Source organism: Cryptosporangium minutisporangium, assembly GCF_039536245.1.
In the GTDB taxonomy this organism is placed as follows: Bacteria; Actinomycetota; Actinomycetes; order Mycobacteriales; family Cryptosporangiaceae; genus Cryptosporangium; species Cryptosporangium minutisporangium.
In genome coordinates, this window is the sequence record NZ_BAAAYN010000013.1 from 25,859 (window position 1) to 51,442 (window position 25,584).

Below are 25,584 nucleotides of genomic sequence, written 5' to 3' on the forward strand. Positions count from 1 at the left end.
TGGGCGCCGCGGACGGGCTGGGATTCGGGAAAACAACCTCACGGCCGCCGCGGAGAGGTTGGGATTCGGGAAAGTCAGCGCGCCGCCACCTCTGGGGCGGTGAGGCGTAGGACGTGCTGGACGAGGCGTACCAGCGCGTCGCGGCTGGAGAGCCGGTCGCGCGCATCGCACAGCACCACCGGTACGCCCGGATCGAGGTCCAGCGCCGCAGCGATGTCGCCGACCGGGTGCGTCTGCTGGTTGTGGAAGCAGTTCACCGCGACGATGAACGGCGTCCCCTGCCGCTCGAAGTAGTCGATCGAGGGAAAGCAGTCGGTCAACCGCCGGGTGTCGGCCAGTACCACCGCGCCGAGCGCACCGCTCGCCAACTCGTCCCAGAGGAACCAGAAGCGGTCCTGGCCCGGCGTCCCGAACAGGTAGACGACCAGGTCGTCCTTGAGCGTGATCCGCCCGAAGTCCATCGCGACGGTCGTCGTCTCCTTGCGATCCGTCGCGGCGACGTCGTCCACGCCGATCCCGACGTCGCTGAGCACTTCCTCGGTCGAGAGCGGCGAGATCTCGCTCAGCGTCCCGACCATCGTCGTTTTGCCGGCTCCGAACCCGCCGGCGATCAGGATTTTGAGTGCGAGCGGCACCTCGATGCCGCTCGACGGCTCAGATCGCCCGAAGTCCATCGATCACCGCCTCCAGAAGACGACGGCTCTGCAGCTCAGCCGTTGTCGGTGCCGGTCGGACGACTACGCAGCCTGCCCCGACCAGGTCGTCGATGAGAACCCGGACCACCCCCAGCGGGAGGTCGAGATGGGCCGCCAGCTCGGCGATCGAGATCGGGCGCCGGGCGGACTCCAGGATGTAGGTATGTTCCGGCTCGAAGCCCGTGCCCACCGGAACGGCGTCCTGGACGCTGAGGATCAGCGCGACCACGTCCAGGTCCTGCACCGGACGGGTCCGCCCCCGGGTCATGGCGTACGGCCGGACGATCGGCCCTGCCGCGTCGTCGTACCACGTTCCGCCCGGACCGGCTCTCACATCTGGTCACCCTCACCCTGACTCTGTGCCACCGACCGCGGCGAGGTGGACAGGTACGTGCCGACGCGGGTCACGAGCATCGCCATCTCGTAGGCGATCAGACCCACGTCCGACTCGGCGTCGCCCAGGACGGCGAGGCAGGCGCCCCGCCCCGCCGCGGTGACGAAGAGGAACGCCGACTCCATCTCGATGATCGTTTGACGGACAGCGCCGCCTCCGAAGTAGCGCCCGGCCCCCCGCGCGAGGCTCTGGAAGCCGGACGCGACGGCGGCGAGGTGCTCGCCGTCCTCCCGGCTCAGGCCTCGCGATCCGCCGATCATCAGACCGTCGGACGACAGCAACACGGCCTGCTGGGCGTGTGGTACCCGGTCGACCAGGTCGTCCAGCAACCAGTTCAGTTCACCGGTGGCTCTCGTCGTCTGTGTCATCTCTCGCCCTCCCGCGTGCCAGTGTTCGACCCTCGACCTGCGGGTACTTCGTCCGTCCGTGACTGTCCGTCAGGCCAGGACTCTCCAGCGTGGTCGGATGTGCTCTCGTGCGCCCTCTGCCCGGGACCGTCTACAGGGGAGGGCGGGGATTCTGCGGTGTCGATCGTACGTGCGGCGTCGGTCCGTCCCAGAATGGAGCCTCGCTGGTAGGAACCCATCACCGCGCGGATCTCCTCGGGCGACCGCACGGACGTGGGCTCGACCGGCGCCTGCGGGATCCCCGACCCAGCGCGGAGCGGCGCGGCCAGGTTCGCTTGGCGGACCCGGCGGGGAAGACCACCGGGAGTGACCGCAGCCGGGCCCGGGTCGGGCGTCCGCACCGGTCCACCGAGCGGCTGGCCGACCGGGCCGAGCGGCTGGCCGACCGGTTCCGCCGGGCGCGTCGGCTCCGGCAGGCCGATCGGCTCCGGCAGGCCGATCGGCTCCGGCAGGCCGATCGGCTCCGGCAGCGCGGCCGGGAACGGACGCGCCGCTGGGGACGGATGCGCTGCTGGGGACGGATGCGCTGCTGGGGACGGATGCGCTGCTGGGGACGGATGCGCTGCTGGGGACGGATGCGCTGCTGGGGACGGATGCGCTGCTGGGGACGGATGCGCTGCTGGGGACGGATGCGCTGCTGGGGACGGATGCGCTGCTGGGGACGGATGCGCTGCTGGGGACGGATGCGCTGCTGGGGACGGATGCGCTGCTGGGGACGGATGCGCTGCTGGGGACGGATGCGCTGCTGGGGACGGATGCGCTGCTGGGGACGGATGCGCTGCTGGGGACGGATGCGCTGCTGGGGACGGATGCGCTGCTGGGGACGGATGCGCTGCTGGGGACGGATGCGCTGCTGGGGACGGATGCGCTGCTGGGGACGGATGCGCTGCTGGGGACGGATGCGCTGCTGGGGACGGATGCGCTGCTGGGGACGGATGCGCTGCTGGGGACGGCGACGCGAAACCGTCGGGTTCATCGGGCTCCGCCGGGACGCCCCGGCTGGCCAGCGGTGCCTGAGCGACCCCACGCGGCCTGGTGTCCGGCGAGTCCCAGCCGACGAGCGGCGAGGCTTCCGGCTCGAACTCGCCGTCCGGCTCCACCGACTCCTGGCGACGCCGCTCCCGGCGGGGAAGTGGCGTCGGCGCCTGACCAGCCAGGCGCCGNAGGTGGTCCCACCCGGCGCCGGGCTCCCTGCGCGCGAGGGGCGGGGCCGACGACGGAGCCGACGGCAGCCAGCTATCGGCGGTTGGGTCGGTGGATCCGTCCCGTGTAGCAGCTGCCTCCTCGTCCGGTCGGTGTGCGGCGGCCGGCGCTGGCTCGTCCGGAGCCTCCGCGTCGCCGGGATCGGTCAGCTCCGAGGTCGTCGCCCCCGCAGCCGTCGCCCCCGCAGCCGTCGCCCCCGCAGCCGTCGCCCCCGCAGCCGTCGCCCCCGTAGCCGTCGCCCCCGTAGCCGTCGCCCCCGTAGCCGTCGCCCCCGTAGCCCCCGGGGCGGTCGTCTCCGGAACTGCCGTCTCGGAGGCCGGCCACTCCGGGGTAGCCGACGAGGTAGCCGACAGAGGGTCCGCGGCCGACCACTCCGGGGACGACCACTCCGGCGCCGCTGGCAGGTCAGGCGTCGCGTCCGGGGCCGCCGACGCGGTGCCGGCCTCCGCGCGGAGTTGCTCGGCGGCTCGGAGGATGTAGTCGTCCTCGGCGGCCGTCACCGGCTGCCATGCGGTCGGCTCGAACGGCGGGTACGCGTTGGGGGCAGCGTCCACGGACGGCCCGCTCAGCGCGGCGAGAGCGTCCACCGCCGCGTCCCCGCGAACCGGCTCCGCCGAATTCGCCGGCGCGATGCTCAACGTCGGCGGCGAACCGGGCAGTGCGTCGCGTCCGGCCGAGCCCGCGGCTCCGGAGTCGGCGGCCTGCGCCTCCGGCCCCACCACCGGCGGCGTCCGGCTGAGGGTCTTCTCCTGGGCGACCACCATCGACGCAGGCAGCAGCACGATCGCCGTGGTTCCGCCGAACGGCGACCCGCGCAGCACAACCCTGATGTCGTGCCGCCGTGCCAGCTGCCCGACGACGAAGAGCCCGAGGCGCTCGCTGTTCAGCAGGTCGAACTCCGGCGGGTCCGCCAGGCGGGCGTTCACCTCCGCCAGCTGCTCGGCGGGCATGCCCAGCCCGCGGTCCTCGATCTCGATCGCGAACCCGGCGGGCACCAGCTCGCCGGACACGTGCACGGTGGTGTGCGGCGGCGAGAACGAGGTCGCGTTCTCGATCAGCTCGGCCAGCAGGTGGATGACGTCGCTGACCGCGCGGCCGGCGAGCGATGCCCGGGTGACGCCCACGACCCGGACCCGGGCGTAGTCCTCCACCTCGGCGACCGCACCACGCATGACGTCGACCAGCGGCACGGGGTTGCGCCAGCCTCGACCGGGCGTCGACCCGGAAAGGACGATGAGGTCTTCGGCGTGCCGCCGCATCCGGGTGGCGAGGTGGTCGAGCTGGAACAGGTCGTCGAGCTCGTCCGGGTCCTTCTCGCGCCGCTCCATCGCGTCGAGCAGCGTCAGCTGGCGGTGCACCAACGCCTGGCTCCGCCGGGCCAGGTTGAGGAAGACCTCACGGACGCCCCGCCGCAGCTGGGCCTCCTCCACGGCGACCTCGACCGCGGTGGAGCGCGCGGCGTCCATCGCCCGTGCGACGCCCTCGACCTCGCGGATCGTGAATCCGGTCAGCGGCTGCACCTCGGCGTCGACGTCGACGCTCTCACCGGCCCGGAGACGACGCACGACCGCGGGCAATTCGTAGGTGGCCAGGCTCAGCGCCGATCGCTGGACGCCGACCAGCTCCCGGACGAGCGAGCGCCCGATCCGGATCGACACGATGATCGAGACGATCACCGCGACCAGGCCCAGCAGTGCGGCGACGACCACCCGGACGAGCACCCACGTCGCGGTCGGGAGGAAGTCGTCGAAGAGCCGGTTGGCGACGTCGACGCTGTAGTCGGTCATCTCTTGCGACAGCACGCGGGAGCTGCTGATCCAGTCGTCCGCGTCGATCGGCGGCACGGCGTCCTCGGTACCGGACCCGATGACCGCGTCTTCCATCGCGCTGAGTACCCGCGCGCTGGCGCCGTCGGTCACCTCGCGGAGCGCGTCCTGGTCGACGGGTTCGAGCTGGGGGGTGGCGTCGGCGTAGAAGCGTCGCTGGGCGCCGATCAGCTCGACCGCCCGGGTGTACTCGCCGCCCTCGAACTTCCCGGTGACGGCGGCACCGGCGATAACCGCCATCTCCTGGCTCTGGAGTTCGATCGCGGTGGCGAGTTCCAGCGTGGCGTTCGCTCGTAGCGCGTAGTCGGCGACCGGCAGGTGCGGGATCGCGAAGACGATCGGGAGGCTCGTGTCCAAGACGTTCGTGAAGTAGTCGACCACCGCCAGCCGGGAGATCGTCCGCCGGTCGATGGCCTCGCGCTGCTGGTCGAGGTCGTCGAGCGTCTTCAGGAACGTGTCGATCCGGGACCGCACCGCGTCGGTGCTGGCGTCGTTCACCGCCCGGTCACGGAACTGGCTCAGCGCCTCGTCGGTCCGCACGCGCTGCCTCCGCAGCGGCTCCGTGCTGCGGTCGGCAGAGGCGACGACGATCACTGACTCGAGTCGCTCGGCCCGCAACTCGCGGCCGAGGTCCTGGAGTGGGGTGACGACGTCGCTCGCCTCGTCGCTGACGCGTAACAGATCGATACCGGGGCCCACGGAGGCGCTGGCGGCGATGCCCCACAGCACCACCAACGAGATCAGAGGTAGCGCGAGCAGGGTGATCAGCTTCGCCAGAACGGATCGGCTGCGGGACTTCATCGCACCTCGCACGGACGGTACTGGCCGCTCTGCCCACCGTTCGGGGGCCACGGAATGGGCTGCCGGGTCGGCACCGGGAGCGTGCGCCGTGCCGTGCGTCGATGCCGGACCGACCCGGAACGGTCCTGCGGCGGGACGCTAGCAGCGTGACGGTTGAGGCGACAAGGACCTCTCCACTGAGGACTGTCAAGACCCGTGGTGCGGGGGTGACGCGCGGGGCGTTTTCGGGCAGTGGCGTGGTCTCGACCCGGCTCGCTCACGGACGCACGACTTAACCGCTTTCGACGCAATCTGGGTTACTCGCCAGTAGTCGCCCCATCGATGCGATTCTGTGTGGACATTCAGACCTCCGTATCTGCAGCTCGCGCTGCCCGGAAGGAGTCACTGATGACCCGACCCGGTTGGATAGCGTCGCTCGTCGCGGCTTTGCTCTGCGCGACGGTCCTCGCGGGATGTTCGGACGACGGTTCGTCGGACGGCGGCGACGGCACGCTGACCGTCTGGAGCCTGGAGAATCTCGACGACCGGGTGGCCGCGACACAGAAAGTGATCGCCGAGTTCACGAAGAGCACCGGCATCAAGGTCAAGTACGTCGGCATCGACGAGAACCAGTTCACCAAGCTGGTGACCGCGGCCGCCGCCGGCGGTGACCTACCCGACGTCATGGGCGCGGTGCCGCTCACGGCGCTGTGGTCGCTGAACGCGAACGAGTTGCTCGACACCGGGTCGGCCGGCGACGTGCTGAAGTCGCTCGGTGCCGACACGTTCAACCAGCGGGCGCTCTCGCTCACCAAGGACGGCGACAAGTCGCTCGGCATCCCCAGCGACGCCTGGGCGCAGCTGCTCTTCTACCGCACCGACCTGTTCGAGAAGGCCGGGCTCGCCGCGCCGGAGACCTACGAGGCGATCACCGCGGCGGCGAAGAAGCTCACCACCGGCGGGCAGGTCGGCATCACCGCCGCGACCGTCGCCAACGACGGCTTCACCGCCCAGACGTTCGAGCACCTGGCCCTCGGCAACGGCTGCGAGCTGGTGGACGAGGGCGGCAAGATCACGATCGACAGCGACAAGTGCGTCGGCGCGTTCGAGTTCTACGACAACCTGATCAAGTCCAGCTCGGTGAAGGGCGCGCAGAGCGTCGACTCCACCCGTGCGACCTACTTCTCCGGGCGCGCGGCGATGGTGATCTGGTCGTCGTTCCTGCTCGACGAGCTGGCCGGCTTGCGGGCGGACGCGCTGCCGAACTGCCCCCAGTGCAAGGCCGACCCCGCCTACCTCGCGAAGAACACCGGCGTCGTCACCGCGATCAAGGGCCCGGACGGCACCGAGCCCGCCCAGTTCGGCGAGGTCGTCTCGTGGTCGATCAGCGCGACCGCCGAGACCGAGAACGCGAAGAAGTTCGTCGAGTTCATGATGGGTGACGGGTACACCCGGTGGCTCGCCCAGGCCCCGGAGGGCAAGGTGCCGGTCCGTACCGGTGACTCCTCGAACAAGAATGCCTACGTGGACGCGTGGCGCAAGCTGCCCGCGGGCGTCGACAAGAAGGCCCCGCTCTCGACGGTCTACCCGGCAGAGCTCGTCGACCAGCTGGTCTCCTCCGTCGACACGTTCGGTCGCTGGGGCATCGAGCAGGGCGAGGGTCGTCTGGTCGGCGCCACCTTGGGTGAGCTGCCGGTGTCGAAGGCGGTCAACGCGATGACCAGCGGTCAGGTCGATCCGGCCGGCGCGGCCAAGCAGTGCCAGGAGCAGGTCCAGGACATCAAGGACGGGCTCGAGTGAGCCGGACGACCTTGGAGGCCCCGGAATCCGAGGAGGCCCCCAAACCACCCCGGCGGCGGACGCCGCTGCAGCGCACCGAGGCACGGACCGGGTGGGGACTGCTCACCCCGACGCTCCTGATCGTGCTCGTCGTGGTCGTCGCGCCGATCCTGTGGACGATCGTCCTGGCGTTCCAGCGCGTCCGCGTGATCGACCTGCAGCGCCGGGGGATGACCGGGCCGTGGACGATGCGCAACCTGGACCGGGTCTTCGGCAGCCCCGGGTTCTGGGACACGCTCTGGACCACGGTGGTGTACTCGGTCGGTGGCGTCGCGCTGTCGATCAGCATCGGGCTGGTCGCCGCGCTGGCGGTACGTCATCCGTTCCGCGGCCGGACGTTCGTCCGCGCGTCGTTCCTGCTGCCGTACATCGCGCCGGTGGTCGGGGCGACGTTCGTCTGGCAGACGATGCTCAACCCCGAGTACGGGGTCCTGAACGCCTGGGGAACTCGCTTCCTGGGGTGGGACCGCCCGGTCGACTTCCTCAACGAGATCTCCGGGTCGCTGTGGGGCGTGAACGTACCGACCGCACTGCTCACCGTCATCGTCTTCGAGGGGTGGCGGTACTTCCCGTTCGCGTTCCTGTTCCTGCTGGCCAGGATGCAGGCCCTCCCAGCTGACCTCGAGGAGGCGTCGCGGGTCGACGGCGCCACTCCGACCCAGCGGTTCCGGCACGTCATCCTGCCGCAGCTGCTACCGACGATCGCGGTGCTCACCGTGCTGCGCTTCGTACTCACGTTCACGAAGTTCGACGACGTCTACCTGCTGACCGGCGGCGGGTCCGGTACCGAGGTCGTGAGCGTCCGGGTGTACGACTTCCTGACCAGCCGCGGCGACATCGGCGCCGCGTCCGCCGAGGCTTTGGTGCTCGCGGTGGCGCTGGCCGTCTTCGTCCTCATCTACCTGCGGATCGCCGGACCGGGGAGGGAGTCGTGACCACGGTTCCGGGGGCAGCGGACCGTCGGCGGTGGGACCGCGAACGGGTGGAGAACGCAGTGCTCGGCGTCCTGCGCTGGGTGACGATCGTCGTGCTGACGGTCGTGAGCGTCTTCCCCTTCTACTACATGGTGCTGCTGTCCGTTCGGTTGATCCAGGACGTCCAGCTCTCGCCGGGGTCGATCATCGTCAACCCTGGCGAGATCGCGTTCAGCGCGTACACCGAGGTACTCAAGTCGGTCGACGAGGGCGGTCAGGGCTTCGTCCGCCTGATCCTGATCAGCTCGGCGGTAGCGATCGCGACCGTCATCGTCACGCTGACGGTCTCGATCCCGGGCGCCTACGCGGTGACCCGCCTGCGGTTCTTCGGCCGCCGGCAGGTGGACGCGCTGTTCCTGGCCGTCTACCTGTTTCCGGCGATCGTGCTGGCGATCCCGCTGTACGTCGTGCTCAGCCGGCTCGAGCTGCGTGGTTCGCTATTCGCGCTGGTGCTGGTGTACGTCGCCCAGACCGTCCCGGTGACGCTGTACATGCTGCGCGGTTACTTCGACACGATCCCGGTGAGTCTGGAGGAGGCCGCGCAGCTCGACGGCAACGGGCGGCTCGGCGTCATCTGGCGGGTGAGCCTGCCGCTCTCCCGGCCCGCGCTGGCGGCGACCGCGCTCTACGTGTTCATGATCGCGTGGAACGAGTACTTGTTCGCGCTGCTCTTCATGGTGGAGCGGCGGGACCGGTGGACGGTGTCGCTGGGCCTGTCCCAGCTGGCCGGATCGATCGAGATCCCGACCACCGTGCTGATGGCCGGATCCGTGCTGCTGACCGCGCCGATCGTGGCGCTGTTCTTCGCCGGGGAGCGGCTGCTGGTGGAAGGCCTGACGGGCGGTGCCGAGAAGGGGTGAGACCCACGCTGATGAGACAGGGATCTTCAGTGTCTTGTGGCACTGAACCGGTTCGGTGAATCGTCGGCCCGGTACCGTCCCGTACCGAAGGTTTCAGCACCTCCGAAGGGCGACGGATGGCCAGGCAGGCAGTGGAAGGCACCCGGGCGGTACGCAGCGAAGACGCGTTCGACGTCGCGAAGGTCCACGGGTGGCTGTCCGAGCAGGTCGACGGGCTGGACGCACCCCCGGAGGTACGGCAGTTCTCCGGGGGTGCCTCCAACCTCACCTACCTGCTGCGTTACCCCGACCGGGAGCTGATCCTCCGCCGCCCGCCGGCTGGTCGGAAGGCGTCGTCGGCGCACGACATGAGCCGCGAGTACCGGGTGCAGAAGCACCTCAAGCCGGTGTTCCGGTACGTGCCGGACATGGTGGCGTTCTGCGACGACCAGGACGTCGTCGGCGCGGACTTCTACGTGATGGACAGGATCGTCGGCACGATCCCGCGCAAGGACCTCCCGCCGGAGGTCACGCTCACCCCGCTGGAGGCGCGGACGCTGGCCTTCACGGTCATCGACACGCTGGTCGAACTGCACGACATCGACCCGGAGGCGGCCGGATTGGCTGACCTCGGCCGCGGAGCCGGGTACGTCGGCCGGCAGGTGCGCGGGTGGTCGGACCGGTACCGGAAGGCCCGTACCTGGAACGTGCCGAAGGCCGAGGGCGTCATGTCCTGGCTCGCCGACCACCAGCCGGACGACGTCCGGTCGTGCATCATCCACAACGACTACCGGCTGGACAACGTCGTGCTGGCGCCGGACGATCCGATGCGGGTGGTCGGCGTCCTCGACTGGGAGATGGCGACGATCGGCGATCCGCTGATGGACCTCGGCGGCGCGCTGGCGTACTGGATCCAGCACGACGACCCGTACCTTTCGCAGCGCGCGCGTCGGCAGCCCACTCACCTGCCGGGGATGCCGACCCGGCGGGAGGTCGTCGAGTACTACTGCGACCGGGCCGGGCTGAGCGCCGACAACTGGGCGTTCTACGAGGTGTTCGGGCTGTTCCGGTTGGCGGCGATCGCGCAGCAGATCTACTACCGCTACCACCACAAGCAGACCCGCAACCCGGCGTTCCGGCAGCTCTGGACCAACGTCAACTACCTGATCTGGCGTGCGCGCAAGGTCATCCGCGAGGCGCGCTGATGCCGGTCGTCCACCTGATCCGGCACGGCCAGGCGTCCTTCGGAGCTGCGGAGTACGACGAGCTCTCCGACCTGGGGCGGGAGCAGTCCCGGACGGTCGGGCTCGCACTCGCCGCGCGTTCGGTGCGGATCGACCGTGCGGTCTCCGGCGCGCTGCGGCGCCAGCGCGACACCGCGAAGCTTTGCCTGGAGGCCGCCGGGATGCCGTGCGAGTTCTCCGTCGACGACCGCTTCGACGAGTACGACCACCTCGGCCTGGCGCAGCAGGTCATGGAGGACGCGTCGGTGCCGACGTCGTCGCGGGAGTTCCAGGCGGTGCTGGACGCCGCCCTGGAGCGCTGGATCTCCGGGGCGCTGGTGCCGGCCGGGATGCCGACCTGGGGCGGGTTCGGCGATCGAGTCTGGGCCGGGCTGGAGGAGGTGCTGGCCGGACTCGGGAGGGGTGGGTCCGGTGCGGTGTTCACCTCCGGGGGCGCGATCACCGCGATCTGCGCCCGGCTGCTCGGGCTGCCGCCTGCGGGGTGCGTGGCGCTGCATCGCGTCGTCGTGAACGGGGGCATCACGAAGATCGTGTCCGGCCGGGCCGGGATCGCACTCATCTCGTTCAACGACCACGCCCACATCCCCGAACCCCAACTCACCTACCGCTAGTCCACGGCCCGACCAGGACGACGCTGCCGAGCGCGACCAAAGGCTTGAGTATGACCAATACGCGGCGCCTTTGGCCGCGATCGGCAGCCCCGCCCTGGTCGGGCTCCACGTCGGACGAAAGGCAACCCCATGGCGCGACCGCCGTTGAAGCCGGTCGTTTGGACGCCGCCGCCGAAGCCCGGTTGGGGTGACCTTCCGCCGGGGGCGCCGGACCTGCCGCTCCGGGTGATCACCGTGCCCGGCACCGGCCCCGAAGACGTCGTCGTGGACGAGCAGGGGCGCGTCCTCACCGGACTCGAGGACGGCCGGATCCTGGCGATCACTCCCGGCGCCGAACAGGGCGCCGAGCGGATCGAGGTGATCGCCGAAACCGGTGGCCGCCCGCTCGGCGTCGAGCTGTTCGGCGACGGCACGCTCGTCGTCTGCGACGCCCAGCGCGGACTGCTCCGCGTCGACCCGGCCACCGGGCTGGTGGAGACGCTCGCCACCGAGGCCGCCGGGGTGCCGCTGCGGGTCTGCAACAACGCGGCGATCGGCGTCGGCGGCACGATCTGGTTCACCGACTCGTCCCAGCGGTTCGCACTCGACCACTGGGAAGCCGACATCCTCGAGCACTCCGGCACCGGACGGCTGCTGCGCCGCGATCCCGGCGGCGTCGTCGAGGTCGTCCGCGACGGGTTGTTCTTCGCCAACGGCGTGACGGTGTCCGCGGACGGGTCGTTCCTGGTGTACGCCGAGACCGGCGCCTACGCGCTGACCCGCCTCTGGCTCACCGGCGACCGCGCCGGCACGTTCGAGTCGTTCGGGGAGAGTTTGCCCGGTTTCCCGGACAACGTGTCGACCGGCAGTGACGGACTGATCTGGGTCGCATTAGCGGCGCCGCGCAAGGCGCTGCTCGACCGGGTCAGCCCCCTGCCGGGGATCGCCCGCCGGCTGACCTGGGCGCTGCCCGACAAGCTCCGCCCAGGGCCCGTCCCGACCACCTGGGTGGTGGCGCTCGACGACGCCGGCCGGATCGTTCACGACCTGCACGACCCGGGCCGCCGCTACCCGTTCGTCACCGGCGTCCGGGAACACCGCGGCACGGTCTACCTGGGCTCGCTGACGGCAGAGGCGATCGCGATCTGCTCGGCTCCCTGAGGTTGCGGGAGGCAACGAGTGGGGTGCGGACGCCTTGCGGTTTGCTGTGGGCTGCTGACCTCCGTTCAGCGGTGAGATGTACCGATCTGGCCCAGCCGGACGGATGAGAACCTCACACGTTCGGCTGCAAACCCCTGTGTCCCTCGGGGGCGGCGGTGGTCACCGTTGACGGTGTGAGGCAGGATGTCCGCCGGGGGAGAAGAGGGTCGTTGGAAGTGGCTGAGCCCAGTATCGAAAAACAGCAAAAGGGACGTCGGCGCAGGCCGCAGGGCTGGTTACGCTGGGGCGCTCCGGCGCTCATCGGCGTGGCGGTGCTCGCCTCGGTGATCCTGCTGGTCGGCGCGTTCAAGGGCTTGTCCGAAGCCGCGTGCGCCATGGAGCCGCGCGCACTGCGGGCCGCGGTACCGGGTGCGGTGCCCCAGCCAGGCGACTCCCGCTCCGGCACTTCCACCTTCTTCGACCTCGCTGCGTCCGGCGGCTCCGGCTGCTCGTACGACGGCCCGCCCGCGGACGGCATGTACCTCGCGCTCGGCTTCGACGAGTTCGAGAAGGGCGCGGCCTGCGGTACGTACTTCAACATCACGGGCCCGAACGGCAACACCGTCCGGGTCATGGTCATCGACGCGTGCGCGCCCTGCACACCCGGCCAGATCGACCTGAGCGAGAAGGCGTTCTCGCAGCTCGCCGACCCCGACGCCGGCATCATCCCGGTCACCTACCGTGCGGTCGCGAACCCGGCGGTGCCCGGGCCGCTGAAGTTCAAGGTGGAGGAAGCCACCCCGTACTACGTCGCGCTGCTGCCGATCAACCACGGCAACCAGCTGACCAGGGTCGAGATCGACGGCGGCAACGGCTGGCAGACGACGTCCCGCCGCGGTGACGGCTACTTCATCGCGAACAACCCCGGCGGCGGCCCGTACCGCGTCCGCGTCACCGACCTCCAGGGGCACGTGACCACGGTCAGCGGCGTCGACCTCTCCAGCGGCTCGACCGCCAGCACCGGCGTCTACATGTACTCCGGCTCCGGGGGCGGCTCGCCGACCACCAAGAAGTCGAAGTCCCCGTCGCCCAAGGCGTCCCCGACGCCGAAGCGGACGCTGACGGTGCCGCCCGCGGTCGCCGCCACCGACGCGCCGACGCCCTCCGAGGCCGCGGCCGGACGGCCGGACGCAACGGCGATCGCCGAACCCGAGCAGTGCTGAGCGTTCCCCCGGTACGGCCGGGGGAGTGCCAAGTCTGGTGGGCACGCCCGCTGAGCGACGGCCGGCCGGACGCGCTGGTCGACCTGCTCGATCCCAGCGAACGGAACCGCCGTGCGGCGTTCCGTCGGGACGCCGACCGGGCCCGCTTCACCGTGGCCGCAGCGTTGCTGCGGGTCCTCGGCGGTGCGCACCTGGGCGTCGCGCCGGAGCGGCTGGCGGTGTCCCGGTCCTGCCCGGACTGCGACCGGCCGCACGGGCGCCCCGCCCTGCCGGTGGCCGGTTGGGAGTGCTCGGTCTCGCACTCCGGTGACCGGGTGGCGGTGGCGATCGGCCGCACCGGCCCGCTCGGCGTCGACGTCGAGCTCGTGGAGCGACGCGGCGACGTCGACGTGCGGGACTTGGTGCTCTCCGCGACGGAACAGGCGTCCCCCGACGACCTCGTCACGTACTGGGTGCGTAAGGAGGCCGTGCTCAAGGCGACCGGTGAGGGCCTTCGTGTCGGCCTGACGCAGGTGGTGGTCAGCGCCCCGGACGTCGCACCGACTCTCGTCCGGGCGCACCGCGACGACCTGCCCGGCCGGACGGTGCTCCGCACGCTCGATCCCGGCCCCGGGTACCGGGCCTGCCTGGCCGTCCTCGACACCCCCGCGCCGGTGGTGATCGAGTTCGACGCCGGCCCCGTGCTCGCCGCGGGCTGACTCGTGAGTTCTTACGGAATCCCTACAGAGTCAGCCAGCTGACGGGCCGGCCGCGCGGCTCCGGTTACGGTCGGGGCCACCTCGGCGCCACCGTCCGGAAGCGCCGCTCTTGTCAGAGGAGATCACCGGTGCGTCGTCGGCCGTTGCTGTTCACCCTTGTCGCGATCGTCGGGCTGGGCCTCGGCGCCGCGCTCGTGTTGTTCGAGCCGTGGCGGGCCTTCACGAACACCACGGTGGAGGAGGCGGCGCCGAGCATCCCGAGCGCCGGCCCGTCCGAGAGCGGCAGCACCGCCGCCGCCACGACCACGGTGCTCGCCCGAGGTGAGCTGATCACCCACGAGCACGAGACCTCCGGCACCGTCGCGCTGCTCCAGCTGCCGGACGGCAGCCGGGTCCTGCGGATCGAAAACCTGAAGACCTCCGACGGCCCGGACCTCAAGGTGTGGCTGACCGACCAGCCGGTGATCGAGGGGACGTCGGGCTGGCGGGTGTTCGACGACGGCAAGCACGTGGAGCTCGGCGATCTGAAGGGCAACCTGGGTAGCCAGAACTACCCGGTGCCGGCGAGCGCCGACCTGAAGACGCTGACCAGCATCTCGATCTGGTGCGCACGGTTCCACGTCTCGTTCGGCGCCGCCGAGCTGACCGCCGCGTAGGCTGCGGCCTGACGTCCGCAGCCGAGCATCGGCTTAGTTCCCGGGCTCCACCAGGCCTGCCTCGTAGGCGAGTACCACCGCTTGGGCGCGGTCGCGCAGGTCCAGCTTGGCCAAGATCCGGCCGACGTGCGTTTTCACGGTCTGCTCGGCGACCACCAGCGCTGCGGCGATCTCTCCGTTGGACAGCCCGCGAGCGATCAGCGTCAGCACCTCGGACTCCCGAGGCGTCAGTACCCGGAGCCGTTCCGGACGCGCGCGGTGGGTGGCCGGCCGGCGGGCGAAGTCGGCGATCAGCCGCCGGGTCACCGAGGGCGCGAGCAGCGCCTCCCCGGCGGCGACCACCCGGACCGCCTGCACCAGGTCGGCCATGGGTGCGTCCTTGAGCAGGAAGCCGCTGGCACCGGCCCGCAGCGCCGCGTAGACGTAGTCGTCGAGGTCGAACGTCGTCAGCATGAGGACGCGTGGTGGCCGCTCCGCCGGTCCGTCGAGGATCTGGCGGGTGGCCTCCAGCCCGTCCATCACCGGCATCCGTACGTCCATCAGGACGACGTCGGGGCGGACCCGACGGGCCAGCGCCACCGCCTCGGCCCCGTTGGAGGCCTGACCGACCANCATGAGGACGCGTGGTGGCCGCTCCGCCGGTCCGTCGAGGATCTGGCGGGTGGCCTCCAGCCCGTCCATCACCGGCATCCGTACGTCCATCAGGACGACGTCGGGGCGGACCCGACGGGCCAGCGCCACCGCCTCGGCCCCGTTGGAGGCCTGACCGACCACCGACAAGTCGGGCTGCGCGTCCAGCAGCGCGGCGAAACCCTGCCGCACCATGGCCTGGTCGTCGACGACGACCAGGCGGACACCGTTATCGCTCACCCATGGCCTCCAGGGATGACGTCGGGAGCCGGGCCCAGACGGCGAACCCGCCGTCGGGTGTCGGCCCCGCCCGCAGCTCACCGCCGACCACGGTGGCTCGCTCGGCCATCCCGGTCAGGCCGTGCCCTTCCGGCGCGCCCGGGTCGAGCTGGGGACGTTCGACGGGTTGGCGACCGTCCGCCGTCGCGGCGTTGACGACGCTGAGTTCGACGGCGTCCGGAGAGTACTCGACCTCCACCCGCACCGGTGCACCCGGCGCGTGCCGTGCGGCGTTGGCCAGCGACTCCTGGACGATCCGATACGCGCCGACGTCAACGCCGGGGCGCACGGAACGTCGCTCCCCGACCTCGGCCACCTCGACGTCCGCACCCGCCCGCACCGCCGTCGCGACCAGATCGGCGAGGTCCGCGAGGCCCGGCTGCGGACGCAGGTCGGCGGAGATCTCGTCGCTGCGCAGGACGCCGAGCAGACCGCGGACCTCGTTCAATGCTTCGCGGGCGGTCCGGCTGATCGCGGCGAAGTCGGCGGTGGCCTCGACGGAGAGGTCGGTCAGCCGATAGGGGGCGGTCTCGGCCTGCACGACGACCATCGACATGTGATGCGCGACGACGTCGTGCAGATCGCGGGCGATTCGGGCCCGTTCCTCGAGCACCGCCCGCCGCTCCTTCTCCGCCTCGGTCAGCGCCCGCTCCTGGCCGAGCGCTCGGCGGGTGCGCCGTAGCGTCCGGGTGATGTCCGTGACGACCGCGATCGCGACCAGCACGATGAGCCAGCCCGGCCGGCCCTCGGGGACGGAGTAGACCCAGAACAAGACCGGCGCGCTCACCCAGGCCCCGGCAGCGATGCGGCGCGGGGTCCGAGCGCAGATGTTCGCGTACGCCGCGATCAGGGTCACGCCCAGCAGCGGCGGCCACCGCCAGGGATCCTCGTTGAGGACGTCAAGGGTGGACGGCAGCACAACCGCGACCACCACCGCGGCGTACCAGGCGGCAACCGGATAACTGCGGAGCAGCCAGAACGGAACGGTCATGACGACGGCGACGACCGCCAGCAGATCGCCGTCCACGTCGAGCACCGGCGGCGTCCCGAGGAGCGCGATCGGAAAGTACACACCGAGCGCGGCGAGCATCCAGAGTGCGGCCAGCACCCGGGCGTGTCGTACGTCCGCGGGATCGGCGCGTCCGAGCGCGGCGACCTTTCGGAGAGTGGACAGCACGCGGGTGCGCCGTCCGTCCGTGCGGTCGGCGCGATTCCTCGACAGTGTCGGTATCCGCACGTGGGAAGCGTAGGACCCGGCCTGACCCAGGTCGTCATACCGGTGTGGGTGATCGAGGGAGTACCCCGGTATGACGCCGTCGGGCCCGCTCCGGCGGGGTTGGTCGCGCGTCGGCTCCGGTGGCCCCGTGCGGTGGTACCTCGGAAGGACGTGCGCCCCGGGTCACCCTGGCGTACGACATTTCAGATCCCGCCTGAGCCGGACGATCCGCAACGAAGGCGCTCCTAACGTCCCGCTCGGCAGTGCAGATCCGCTGCCGGGAGGGGTGATGAGCGGTGGAGCGGCGATTGTGGACGGTGCTGGTCTCGGTCCTGCTGGCCGGGCTACTCGGCGGGGACACCGCGATGGCGGTGCCGGACGCGCGGCGGACCAGCGCGGCGGGTGCCGCCGTACGGGCGTTGACCGGGCAGGAGCGGCTGGAGTTGCCGGGCGACTTCGCGGCGACGATGGGGTACCGGCCGGTCCGGGTCGACGGCGCGTGGGTCGCGCCGGAGGGTGCCTGCTCGGCACCGACCGGTCCGACCCGCTACGACTTCTCGGTCGCGTGCCGGGCCCACGACCTGGGCTATGACCTGCTGCGGTACGCCGCCCGCATCGGCGAGCCGCTCGGTCCCTGGGCACGTGCGGCCATCGACGCCGCGTTCGGCCGTGCCCTGGACGCCCGGTGCGCGGCACTCCGGGGTGCGATCGGATGCCCGGTAGCCGCAGGGGCGTACCACGCGGTGGTGGTCGCCAACTCGTGGCGACAGGACTGGCGCGATCCCCGCCCGGAGCCCGCGCTGCGGTGGATCCTGCTCGCCACCGCCCTGACCCTCGCCCCGGTCGTCATCAACCTGGTCTGCACCGCGCGGGCTCGCGCGGATCGGCGGCTCAGAGGGCGGTCACGGTGAGCTTCGTGAACCGGAACTCGGTGTTGTCGCCGCGGACGCCGACTCGACCGGCGGCCCGGATCGCCGCACACCCGATCCCGGCGTCCGTCGCGGTCGTCACCACCTTCCCACCCACCGACGCGGTGAGCGTCACGGTCCCGTTGGGGTTGTTCCGTGCCGACGCGGCGACCGTCCGCCATGCCCCCAGCGGGATCGGCACGCCCTTCACCTGGCGCAGCGTGTAATACGTGCCGTCGTTACTGGGTCCGCCCGCGCACTTCTTCTTGATCACCACGACGCCGTCCCGCCGCGCGACGCTCACCGCGTACAGCGAGAACTCCGATCGGTACCGCAGCCAGAGGTGGACACCGTCCCAGTTCTGCCGCGGCGTCGACGCCGTCGTCGTCAGCCGGCTCACCGCGAGACCGGTCGTGACGGACACGTCGCCGTACGTGGAGGTGCGCGAGCGCATCCGGAAGACCGCGGAGTTCGTCGCCTTCGCCGACGTCGCATCCGGGCGCCCGTTGTCGACCTTTCCGGTCCAGGCGTTTCCGGCCAGGGCGAACAACGACCCGCTGGTCATCTCCCAGGTCGGGGACACGACGCGGTCGGTGCGCCGGGGGTTGCGGTACGCGTACTCGTTCGTCACCAGCTTCGCGGTCGTGGTCTTCGGGAACGTCGCGGCCAGCAGTACCTGGCCGGTGGCTGCCGACGCCGGCACGGCACCGGTGAACAGGACCGCTAACGCCGCGAGCACCAGCGGAACGGTGACGGCGATACGCCGCATCGACGGAAGCCTTTCGGACGGAGAGACGTCCGGCGAGGGATCACCGAACTGCTGTTCCGTCGGATGCACAACCGTCGACGTGAGTGCGGAACGGGTGCGCGAAGGGCCACGCACCGGAGTTACTCCGACGCCGCTACCGGGCCGCACCGAAAGATTCGCATCCCCAGCGCTGGCGGCATTTCGTGGCGTGTCATCCCATTTTAAGGCTCAATATCTGTTTTCCTCTGAGTCGGCTGCCGACGGAGCTGCCGGCGACCCCAACCCCAACGTCCTATCCGGAGCGTCAGAGGAGCCAGGCGATGTCCGCATCGATCGCGTCCGGGAGCGATGCCACGCCGCTCGGAGTGCTGGTGGGTCCGCTCGACGACCTCGCCCCCACTCCCTCCCGGTTCGCGTTCGACGTCGCGGTCGTCGGTCTCGGTTACGTCGGCCTGCCGACCGCACTCGCGTTTCACGCGGCCGGGCAGCGGGTGCTCGGCGTCGAGGTGAGCGCGGATCGGGTCGCCGCGGTGCGCGCTCGTGCGGTGGACCTGCTCCCGTCCGACCGCAGCCGCCTGGACACCGCGCTGACCGGCCCGGACACGTTCGCGCTGAGTACCGATCCGCGTCGGCTGTCAGCCGCGGCGGCGATTCTGGTCTGTGTCCCGACGCCGGTCGACGAGCACCTCGTGCCTGACCTCACCGCCCTGGCCGCGGCGTGCCGGACCGTCGCCGCCAACGCGGTGCCCGGTCAGCTCCTCGTCCTCACCTCGACCAGCTACGTCGGCTGTACCCGAGACCTGCTGATCGGTCCGCTGCGGCAGCGCGGCTACCGTCCCGGCGACCAGGTCGCGGTCGCGTTCGCGCCGGAGCGGATCGACCCGGGCAACGCCCGCCACCCGCAGGAAGCGGTGCCGCGGGTCGTCGGCGGCGCCACCCCGAGCTGCCGACGCCGGGCGCTCGGTCTACTCGCCGGGTACGCCGACGCGCTGCACCCGGTGAGCAGCCTGGAGACTGCTGAGTTGACGAAGCTGGTGGAGAACACGTTCCGGGCGGTGAACATCGCGCTGGCCAACGAGTTCGCCGACATCGCAGGCGCGCTCGACCTCGACGTCACCGAGGTGATCGACGCCGCGGCAACCAAGCCGTTCGGATTCATGCCGTTCTACCCCGGCCCGGGTGTCGGCGGGCACTGCATCCCGTGCGATCCGCACTACCTGCTCTGGCAGCTTCGGGCGGCGCGGCTGCCCGCACCGGTGGTGGAGGCCGCGATGGGTGCGGTCGCGGCGCGGCCCCGGCAGGTCGCCCGACGCGCCGGCGAGGTGCTCGCGGAGTGCGGCCGGTCGATCGCCGGCGCCGACGTCCTGCTGCTCGGCGTCGCTTACAAGTCGGGGGTGAGCGACGTGCGGGAGTCGCCGGCCGTCGAGGTGGCCCGGTACTTGCGCCGTGCCGGTGCCACCGTGTGGTTCGCCGACCCGCTGGTGACCGCGCTCGACGTCGACGGCACCGCGCTGAGGCGGGTCGAGGCACCGCACACCCATAGCTGGGACCTGGTCATCGTCCACACCGCACACGCCGGCCAGGACACCGGCTGGCTCGCCGCCCAGCCGCTGGTCCTGGACGCGACCTACCGCCTGCGGGACCTGCCCGGCCGCCGGGTGGTCTGAGCGCATGCGGCGTCGGCTCTCCGTGGTGCTCGCCGTCCTGCTCGGTGGCACGGCGTGCGCGGCGCCGCCCCCGGAGCCGCTGACCGTCTCGATCCCGGTGCCGCAGGTCGCGCCGACGCCACCGCCGCGTCCGCTGCCGCTCGGCGTCGAGAGCGTGTACGGCCTGTTCAACAACGGCGAGCAGGCCGACGCCGACGCGCTGCTGCGCGGCGTGTGGCGCATCAACCGCTACCGCGACGCCGCACTCCCCACCCCGCTGACCTGGCGCGAGGACCCGTACCGCGACCAGTACTGGCGGTTCGTCTTCTACAGCCTCCGGCCGCTGAGCAACCTGCTGTGGGCGCACTACCGGGTCGGCGCCCCGCGCGGCGACACCCGCTACCGCGACGAACTCGTCGAGATCCTGCGTAGCTACGTGCGGTTCGACGCGCGCCCCCGCGTCCCCGACCGGAAGGGCATCGACTATCCGCACTCGATCGCGTTCCGCGCGATGGCGCTGACCAACATCTCGGTCAAGCTGGCCCGCAGCGGCGACCTTCCGGCCGATCTGCGCGGGCCGCTGCTCGCCGCGCTCGGTCGGGCCGGCCGGGCGCTGGCCGACCCGGTCAACTACGAGGGCAACCACAACCACGGCTTCAGCGAGGCCGCTGCGCTGCTCCTGCTCCAGCGGGTGTTTCCGCAGCTCGAACCGGACGGCAGCTGGGGGCACCTGGCCCGCGCGCGGCTGGCCGGCTTCATGACGCAGATCGTCGATGCGGACGGCGTCGAGATCGAGAAGTCGCCGTTCTACCACTTCTACGTGCTGGACTTCGCGCTCGCGCTGCAGAACTGGGGACGCCGGACCGGGACCGCGTTGAGCCCCGGCTTCGACGACCGCACCCACGGAATGCTGCGGTACGCCACCGACATCACCTGGCCGGACGGATCGATCCCGCTGTTCGGCTCGTCGGTCCGGCTGCGTCCCGAGCGCTCCGCTGAGCTCTACGCGCCGCTCAACCACCCCGAGTTGGCGTACGTGCTCTCCTCCGGCGCCGCCGGACGTCCACCGGCGGCCCGCGCCGTGCTCTTCCGGACGTCCGGGCAGGCCGTGCTCCGTGCGGTCGCCCCCGGCCGACGGGACGCCCGGAACCGGACCCAGCTCCTCGTCGACGTCGGGCCGCCGCGGACCACGCACAGCCACCCGGCCGCGCTGGCGCTGCTCTACTACTCCGCCGGGCGGGAGTTGCTGCCCGACTCGGGCCTCTACACCTACGCCAAGGGCTCGGCCGCCGACTACTTCCGCGAGGCCCGCGCCCACAACACGGTCGTCGTCGACGGGCGCCCGAACGGACCCGGGCCGGTCCGAGCCGGCCGGACGCTGACCGGGCCGACCTGGGCCTACCAGTCCGGGGCCGCAGCCGTGTACCCCGGCGTCCTGCATCGGCGCGCGGTGCTCCTGCTCCGACAGGATCTGGCCGTCGTCGTCGACCGGCTCACCGGAGCGGGGGTGCACGATTACGCGCAGCACTGGCACCTGTTCCCGGGCGCGCGGGTGGTGTCCGGGCCGACGCTGACGACCGCCTACGACCAGCGGGACGAACCCGTGCTGCAGATCCGGCAGGCGATCGGGTCACGGGTCAAGGATCAGTTCGGTGAGCAGCGGCCGATGCAGGGCTGGCACTCGGCGGAGTACGGCAAAGCCGTCCGCAACCATGCGGTCAGCTACTCGGTCACCGGACGCACCGCCACCTACGTCACGCTGCTCGCCTCCGGCCGGTACGCGAGCCGTCCGACCTCGCTGAGAACACGCATCAACGGCGACGCCGTGCGGGCGAGCGTCTGCGCGGACGGCGTCCGGCTCGCGGCGACGATCACCGCTGCACCACGGGAGACCGTCGCGGTCACCACCGCGGGGACGTGCGATGTCGACTGAGGTCACCGAGCGACCGGAAGAGACCGACGGGCTCCGGCAGACCGTGCGCCGGGTGCTGGCGCTGGTGGCGCTCCTGCCGCTCACCGTCATCCTCGCGGTCAAGGCGGCGCAGCTCGGGGACCAGATGCTGGTCAACATCTACGGGATCGGCGTGCTCGGCTCGACGATCCTGGTGATGTACCTGTCGTTCAGCAACTACCGCGACCCCTCGGTGGACGCGCCGGACGCGACGTACTTCCCGCTGGTCACCTGCCTGGTCGCGGTGAAGGACGACGTCGCGGTGATCGAGCGCACGGTCCGTTCGCTGCTCGACCAGACGTACTCGCGGCGCGAGGTGGTCGTCGTCGACGACTACTCCACCGACGGCACCCGGGAACTTCTCGCCGAGCTGGCCAGGACGCTGCCGTTCGACTATCTCCCGCTGGAGCGCAACGTCGGCAAGAAGCGGGCGCTGGTCGCGGGTGCCGAGCGAGCCAGCGGCGACATCCTCGTCTTCACCGACTCCGACTGCGTCCTCGAACTCGACGCGGTCGAGCGGTGCGTGCTCGCGTTCGGGGCGCATCCGGGGCTCGGTGCGGTCAGCGGACACAACCGGGCACTGAACGCCGACGTCAACCTGCTCACCCGGGTGCAGGACGTCTGGTACGACGGGCAGTTCGGCATCGCGAAGGCCGCCGAGTCGGTGTTCCGCTCGGTCACCTGCGTCTCCGGCCCGCTCGCCGCGTTCCGCCGGGAAGCGGTCTGGAACTACTTCCCGGCCTGGGCGGGCGACCGGTTCCTGGGAGCTGAGTTCCGATTCGCGACCGATCGGCAGCTCACCGGATACGTGCTCGGTCAACGCTGGATCGGACGCAAACTCAAGCGGCAGCACGCGGACTCGCCGTTCGTGCGGGACGTCGACTACCCGGAACGCGAGTGGGGCGTCGCGTACGTCCGCTCGGCTCGCGCGTGGACGAACGTTCCGGAGTCGTTCCGCAGCGTGTTGAAGCAGCAGATCCGGTGGAAAAAGTCTTTCATACGCAATATGTGCTTTACCGGACTCTTCTACTGGCGCCGCGGCCCCTTGCCGGCGTTGCTGTTCTACAGCCACGCCACCTGGGTCCTGCTCGCGCCGGTGATGGCGTTCCGGCATCTCGTCTGGCTGCCGCTGACCGGCGGGCTGTTCATCACCGCGCTCTACCTCTGCGGCGTCCTGCTGAAAGGGTCCGTCTGGGCGCTCGGCTACCGGATCCAGAACCGCGGCGACCACCGCTGGGTGTACCGGCCGCTGATGAGCCTGCTCTCGGCCACGGTGCTCTCCTGGTTGCTGGTGTACGCGGCCCTCTCGCTCCGCAGGAACGTCTGGTCCCGCGGATGAGGGCTCGGTGGCGACAGGTGGGCCGCGCGGCCGCGCAGGCCGGTGCGCTGCTGCTCGTCTGCGTGCTCTACGTCGTGGTCGTGACCCGCGGCCGTCCGTCGGACTGGGTCGACTGGAGCGGCCCGTGAGGACTATCCGACGTGGATCGCTCGTCCGTGCGGTGGCCGGTGGGGTACTCGCCCTCACCGGGCTGGCGGTGCTCGCGCTGCCCGCGATGACCTATCGATACGTCCGCACCGAGGTCCGGGTCGCCGACCGCTACCCGGCCCCGGCGCTGCCCCCGCTGACCGCCGTGGAGCGAGCCGAGTACGCCGCGGCCGCGGCGCGCCCTGGCCGCTCGTTCGTGGTGCTCGGTTACCACGACCTCGGTACGGCCCGGGAGCCGCTCGCGTCCGGCTCCGCGCCGCTCACGGTCCCGGTCGTCGCGCTCGCCGCGCAGCTCCGGATGCTCGCCGCCGGCGGCTACCGCTCGGTGACCGCCGAGGACGTCGCGGAGGCGCTGGCCGGACGTCGTCCGCTGCCCCGGCGGGCGGTGCTGCTGACGTTCGACGGTGGTCACGCCCGCACCTGGACGCACGCCGACGCAGTGCTGGCGCGCTACGGCTTCTCGGCCGTGGTGTTCGTCGATCCGGCGCGGGTCGGCGAGCGGCGGTTCCTCAACTGGGAGGAGCTCGCGGCTATGGTCCGCACCGGGCGCTGGTCGGTCGGCGTCGATACGCCGAGGGCCGCGGCGCCGGTCGCGATCGACGCCCGCGGTACCCGGGTGAGCGGATTGCTGGCCCGTCGCTGGCTGTCCGACGAGTCGCGCCGGGAGACGGCCGCCGAGTACCGGCGGCGGATCGGCCGCGCGCTGTCGGAGGCGCGGGCGGCGCTCACCGACCACGGGCTGCCGCGGCCCGCGCTGTTCTCCTACCCGTTCCAACCCGGATATCCGTTCGACCGGGCACCCGCCGGTATCGGCGACCTGGCGCCGGTCGTGAACCAGCACTTCGCCGGCGGGGTGCTCTCGACCAGCCCGGACCGCGGCGTGGACGCCTGGTGGACCGACCGCCGGCTGCTGCCGCGGTCGGTCGTGTACGGCGCGACCTCCGAGCGTCTGCTCAATGCGCGCCTCGCCGAGAGCGCGGCCGGGAGCGCGGCCGAATGAGGGCGGTGGTGGCGGTCGCTGCACTGGTGCTGCTCCTCGCTGCGGACGCTAGGGAGCTGGGCATTCGTCCGGCCGGGGCGGTGCGGCTGGTCGCCAACGAGTACGGGCACGGGATGAGCGGGGCGTCCTGGGTGGCCACCAGCGGTTCGCTGTTCACGTCCGGGGACGCGTTCTGGTCGGGGCGGCCGGACGTCCGGCGACCCGGGGCGTCGTCGGCTTTCGGAACGAACTCGGCCGTACTCCGCGTGGTCGGCCGGGAGCCGGTCGCGGCGAACGTCGTCGTCTCGCTGGACGTCCGTCCGGTCGCGCTGGTCAGCGGGGCGGGTCACCCCCGGCGGGCGTTCGACGGCGTGCACCTGCTCGTGCGGTACCGGTCGCCGTCGGAGACGTACGTCGTCTCGCTGATCCGCCGGGACGGCCAGGTGGTGGTGAAGAAGAAGGTGCCTGGTGGGCCCAGCTACGGCGGGACCTACGTGACGCTCGGCGCGCACCGGATGGGTTCCGGGTCGGGCGGCCGGGCGGCCGGGGGACCAGCGCGCTGGCGCCGTGCCGAGGTGAGCACGACCGACGTGCTGGGCGGCGTCCGGATCCGGCTGCGGATGGACGGAAAGACCCGGCTCGACGTCGTCGACCGCGGCCTCGGGGGTCCGGCGCTGTCCGGGCCCGGCCGGATCGGCGTCCGGGGCGACAACTGCGATTTCTACGTCCGTGCCCTCACCGTGCGTCCGCTCGGTGATCGCGCGTTCTCCAAGGGGGAGACAGGATGAGGAGGCTAGCGCGTGCCGCGTGCGTGAGCACCGGCGCGGCGGCGGTGCTGCTCTGTGGCTCGGGTACACCGGCCGCCGCGGACGACGGTTGGGGATCGCCGTGGGAGGTGCCGAGCGAGTGGGAGGTACCGCAGACCGTCGGGGATCACCAACCGGGCTGGGCCGGGGGGTGGGCCGATCCGTGGAGGTGGGGTGCGGACGCGCCGGGCCCGGAGGACGGCTCGGTGTCGGCCGCCGACGCCCGGCAGGAGTGGCACGAGCGGCGCAACCGGATGCGAGCGCGGGAGGAACAGCGGCGGAGCGGGTGGCCGCTCGCGCACCGGCCGCCCGAGTACTACTGGCCCGGACGTCCCGCGGCGCGTTCGGCCGGTCAGCCGGCGGGTCAGCGCGCGGCGGCCCAGCAGGCCGCTCCCCAACGAGCCGCGGCTCAGCGCGCGGCGGCTCA

The 25,584-nt window shown here is 71.5% G+C and carries 22 protein-coding genes and 3 pseudogenes; 17 read left to right on the forward strand and 8 right to left on the reverse strand.

Features of this window, described 5'->3' with window-relative positions; translation table 11 throughout:
* Positions 1 to 74 precede the first annotated feature (74 nt).
* From ABEB28_RS10925 to ABEB28_RS10940, 4 genes are read right to left on the reverse strand one after another with little or no spacing between them, the layout of a single operon-like run.
* On the reverse strand, positions 75 to 674 hold the full coding sequence (locus tag ABEB28_RS10925) for a GTP-binding protein (protein ID WP_345727910.1): 600 nt from the start codon (positions 672 to 674) through the stop codon (positions 75 to 77).
* On the reverse strand, positions 655 to 1,029 hold the full coding sequence (locus ABEB28_RS10930) for a DUF742 domain-containing protein (RefSeq protein ID WP_345727911.1): 375 nt from the start codon (positions 1,027 to 1,029) through the stop codon (positions 655 to 657). The genes ABEB28_RS10925 and ABEB28_RS10930 overlap by 20 nt, the downstream gene beginning before the upstream one ends.
* Complete coding sequence (locus tag ABEB28_RS10935) at positions 1,026 to 1,457, reverse strand: roadblock/LC7 domain-containing protein (protein ID WP_345727912.1); 432 nt, start codon at positions 1,455 to 1,457, stop codon at positions 1,026 to 1,028. Before ABEB28_RS10935 ends, ABEB28_RS10930 begins: the two co-directional genes overlap by 4 nt.
* Positions 1,454 to 5,326, reverse strand: a complete 3,873-nt coding sequence (locus tag ABEB28_RS10940) for a sensor histidine kinase (RefSeq protein ID WP_345727913.1) — start codon at positions 5,324 to 5,326, stop codon at positions 1,454 to 1,456. The genes ABEB28_RS10935 and ABEB28_RS10940 overlap by 4 nt, the downstream gene beginning before the upstream one ends.
* Positions 5,327 to 5,713: 387 nt before the next feature.
* Here ABEB28_RS10940 and ABEB28_RS10945 point away from each other — a divergent pair, with 387 nt between their 5' ends.
* The 9 genes from ABEB28_RS10945 (at position 5,714) to ABEB28_RS10985 (ending at position 14,508) form a co-directional block, all read left to right on the forward strand.
* Positions 5,714 to 7,105, forward strand: coding sequence for an ABC transporter substrate-binding protein (locus tag ABEB28_RS10945; protein WP_345727914.1), 1,392 nt, complete (start codon positions 5,714 to 5,716; stop codon positions 7,103 to 7,105).
* On the forward strand, positions 7,102 to 8,079 hold the full coding sequence (locus ABEB28_RS10950; RefSeq protein ID WP_345727915.1) for a carbohydrate ABC transporter permease: 978 nt from the start codon (positions 7,102 to 7,104) through the stop codon (positions 8,077 to 8,079). Before ABEB28_RS10945 ends, ABEB28_RS10950 begins: the two co-directional genes overlap by 4 nt.
* Entirely contained in the window at positions 8,076 to 8,978 is a 903-nt protein-coding gene (locus tag ABEB28_RS10955; protein WP_376981689.1) for a carbohydrate ABC transporter permease, read from the forward strand. The genes ABEB28_RS10950 and ABEB28_RS10955 overlap by 4 nt, the downstream gene beginning before the upstream one ends.
* A 116-nt stretch (positions 8,979 to 9,094) precedes the next feature.
* The gene (locus ABEB28_RS10960; RefSeq protein ID WP_345727916.1) at positions 9,095 to 10,162 is read left to right on the forward strand and encodes a phosphotransferase family protein; all 1,068 of its coding nucleotides are present in this window, start codon (positions 9,095 to 9,097) and stop codon (positions 10,160 to 10,162) included.
* On the forward strand, positions 10,162 to 10,812 hold the full coding sequence (locus ABEB28_RS10965; RefSeq protein WP_345727917.1) for a histidine phosphatase family protein: 651 nt from the start codon (positions 10,162 to 10,164) through the stop codon (positions 10,810 to 10,812). The genes ABEB28_RS10960 and ABEB28_RS10965 overlap by 1 nt, the downstream gene beginning before the upstream one ends.
* 129 nt (positions 10,813 to 10,941) lie before the next feature.
* Positions 10,942 to 11,952 (forward strand): SMP-30/gluconolactonase/LRE family protein, encoded by a 1,011-nt coding sequence (locus tag ABEB28_RS10970; protein ID WP_345727918.1) that lies wholly within the window; start codon positions 10,942 to 10,944, stop codon positions 11,950 to 11,952.
* 215 nt (positions 11,953 to 12,167) lie between these two features.
* Positions 12,168 to 13,154, forward strand: a complete 987-nt coding sequence (locus ABEB28_RS10975) for an expansin EXLX1 family cellulose-binding protein (protein WP_345727919.1) — start codon at positions 12,168 to 12,170, stop codon at positions 13,152 to 13,154.
* Positions 13,148 to 13,852 carry a 4'-phosphopantetheinyl transferase family protein gene (locus tag ABEB28_RS10980; RefSeq protein WP_345727920.1) on the forward strand — a complete coding sequence of 235 codons (705 nt, stop codon included), beginning with the start codon at positions 13,148 to 13,150 and terminating at the stop codon, positions 13,850 to 13,852. Before ABEB28_RS10975 ends, ABEB28_RS10980 begins: the two co-directional genes overlap by 7 nt.
* 128 nt (positions 13,853 to 13,980) lie before the next feature.
* Positions 13,981 to 14,508, forward strand: coding sequence for a DM13 domain-containing protein (locus tag ABEB28_RS10985; RefSeq protein ID WP_345727921.1), 528 nt, complete (start codon positions 13,981 to 13,983; stop codon positions 14,506 to 14,508).
* A gap of 33 nt (positions 14,509 to 14,541) precedes the next feature.
* Here the strand turns inward: ABEB28_RS10985 and ABEB28_RS10990 are convergent.
* The 3 genes and pseudogenes from ABEB28_RS10990 to ABEB28_RS10995 all read right to left on the reverse strand — a co-directional run.
* Positions 14,542 to 15,099, reverse strand: a pseudogene (locus ABEB28_RS10990) (LuxR C-terminal-related transcriptional regulator); the annotation flags it as partial.
* Between the two features lie 48 nt (positions 15,100 to 15,147).
* Positions 15,148 to 15,333, reverse strand: a pseudogene (locus tag ABEB28_RS43100) (response regulator transcription factor); the annotation flags it as partial.
* 34 nt (positions 15,334 to 15,367) lie between these two features.
* Complete coding sequence (locus ABEB28_RS10995) at positions 15,368 to 16,654, reverse strand: sensor histidine kinase (protein WP_345727923.1); 1,287 nt, start codon at positions 16,652 to 16,654, stop codon at positions 15,368 to 15,370.
* A gap of 275 nt (positions 16,655 to 16,929) precedes the next feature.
* Between ABEB28_RS10995 and ABEB28_RS11000 the strand changes: the two genes are divergently transcribed.
* Positions 16,930 to 17,544, forward strand: coding sequence for a phospholipase A2 family protein (locus tag ABEB28_RS11000; protein ID WP_345727924.1), 615 nt, complete (start codon positions 16,930 to 16,932; stop codon positions 17,542 to 17,544).
* Here ABEB28_RS11000 and ABEB28_RS11005 read toward each other — a convergent pair.
* On the reverse strand, positions 17,525 to 18,310 hold the full coding sequence (locus ABEB28_RS11005) for a hypothetical protein (RefSeq protein WP_345727925.1): 786 nt from the start codon (positions 18,308 to 18,310) through the stop codon (positions 17,525 to 17,527). The genes ABEB28_RS11000 and ABEB28_RS11005 overlap by 20 nt on opposite strands.
* A gap of 299 nt (positions 18,311 to 18,609) precedes the next feature.
* On the opposite strand from ABEB28_RS11005, the gene ABEB28_RS11010 reads away from it, so the two are divergent.
* The 7 genes and pseudogenes from ABEB28_RS11010 to ABEB28_RS11040 form a co-directional block, all read left to right on the forward strand.
* Entirely contained in the window at positions 18,610 to 19,956 is a 1,347-nt protein-coding gene (locus ABEB28_RS11010) for a nucleotide sugar dehydrogenase (protein ID WP_345727926.1), read from the forward strand.
* 4 nt (positions 19,957 to 19,960) lie between these two features.
* Positions 19,961 to 21,868, forward strand: a complete 1,908-nt coding sequence (locus ABEB28_RS11015; RefSeq protein WP_345727927.1) for a heparinase II/III family protein — start codon at positions 19,961 to 19,963, stop codon at positions 21,866 to 21,868.
* Positions 21,858 to 23,225, forward strand: a complete 1,368-nt coding sequence (locus ABEB28_RS11020; RefSeq protein WP_345727928.1) for a glycosyltransferase family 2 protein — start codon at positions 21,858 to 21,860, stop codon at positions 23,223 to 23,225. Before ABEB28_RS11015 ends, ABEB28_RS11020 begins: the two co-directional genes overlap by 11 nt.
* Positions 23,222 to 23,353 carry a hypothetical protein gene (locus ABEB28_RS11025; protein WP_345727929.1) on the forward strand — a complete coding sequence of 44 codons (132 nt, stop codon included), beginning with the start codon at positions 23,222 to 23,224 and terminating at the stop codon, positions 23,351 to 23,353. Before ABEB28_RS11020 ends, ABEB28_RS11025 begins: the two co-directional genes overlap by 4 nt.
* Positions 23,350 to 24,372 (forward strand): polysaccharide deacetylase family protein, encoded by a 1,023-nt coding sequence (locus tag ABEB28_RS11030; protein WP_345727930.1) that lies wholly within the window; start codon positions 23,350 to 23,352, stop codon positions 24,370 to 24,372. The genes ABEB28_RS11025 and ABEB28_RS11030 overlap by 4 nt, the downstream gene beginning before the upstream one ends.
* A gap of 8 nt (positions 24,373 to 24,380) precedes the next feature.
* Positions 24,381 to 25,139, forward strand: a complete 759-nt coding sequence (locus ABEB28_RS11035) for a hypothetical protein (protein WP_345727931.1) — start codon at positions 24,381 to 24,383, stop codon at positions 25,137 to 25,139.
* Positions 25,136 to 25,584, forward strand: a pseudogene (locus tag ABEB28_RS11040) (hypothetical protein); the annotation flags it as partial. The gene ABEB28_RS11035 and the pseudogene ABEB28_RS11040, both read left to right, overlap by 4 nt.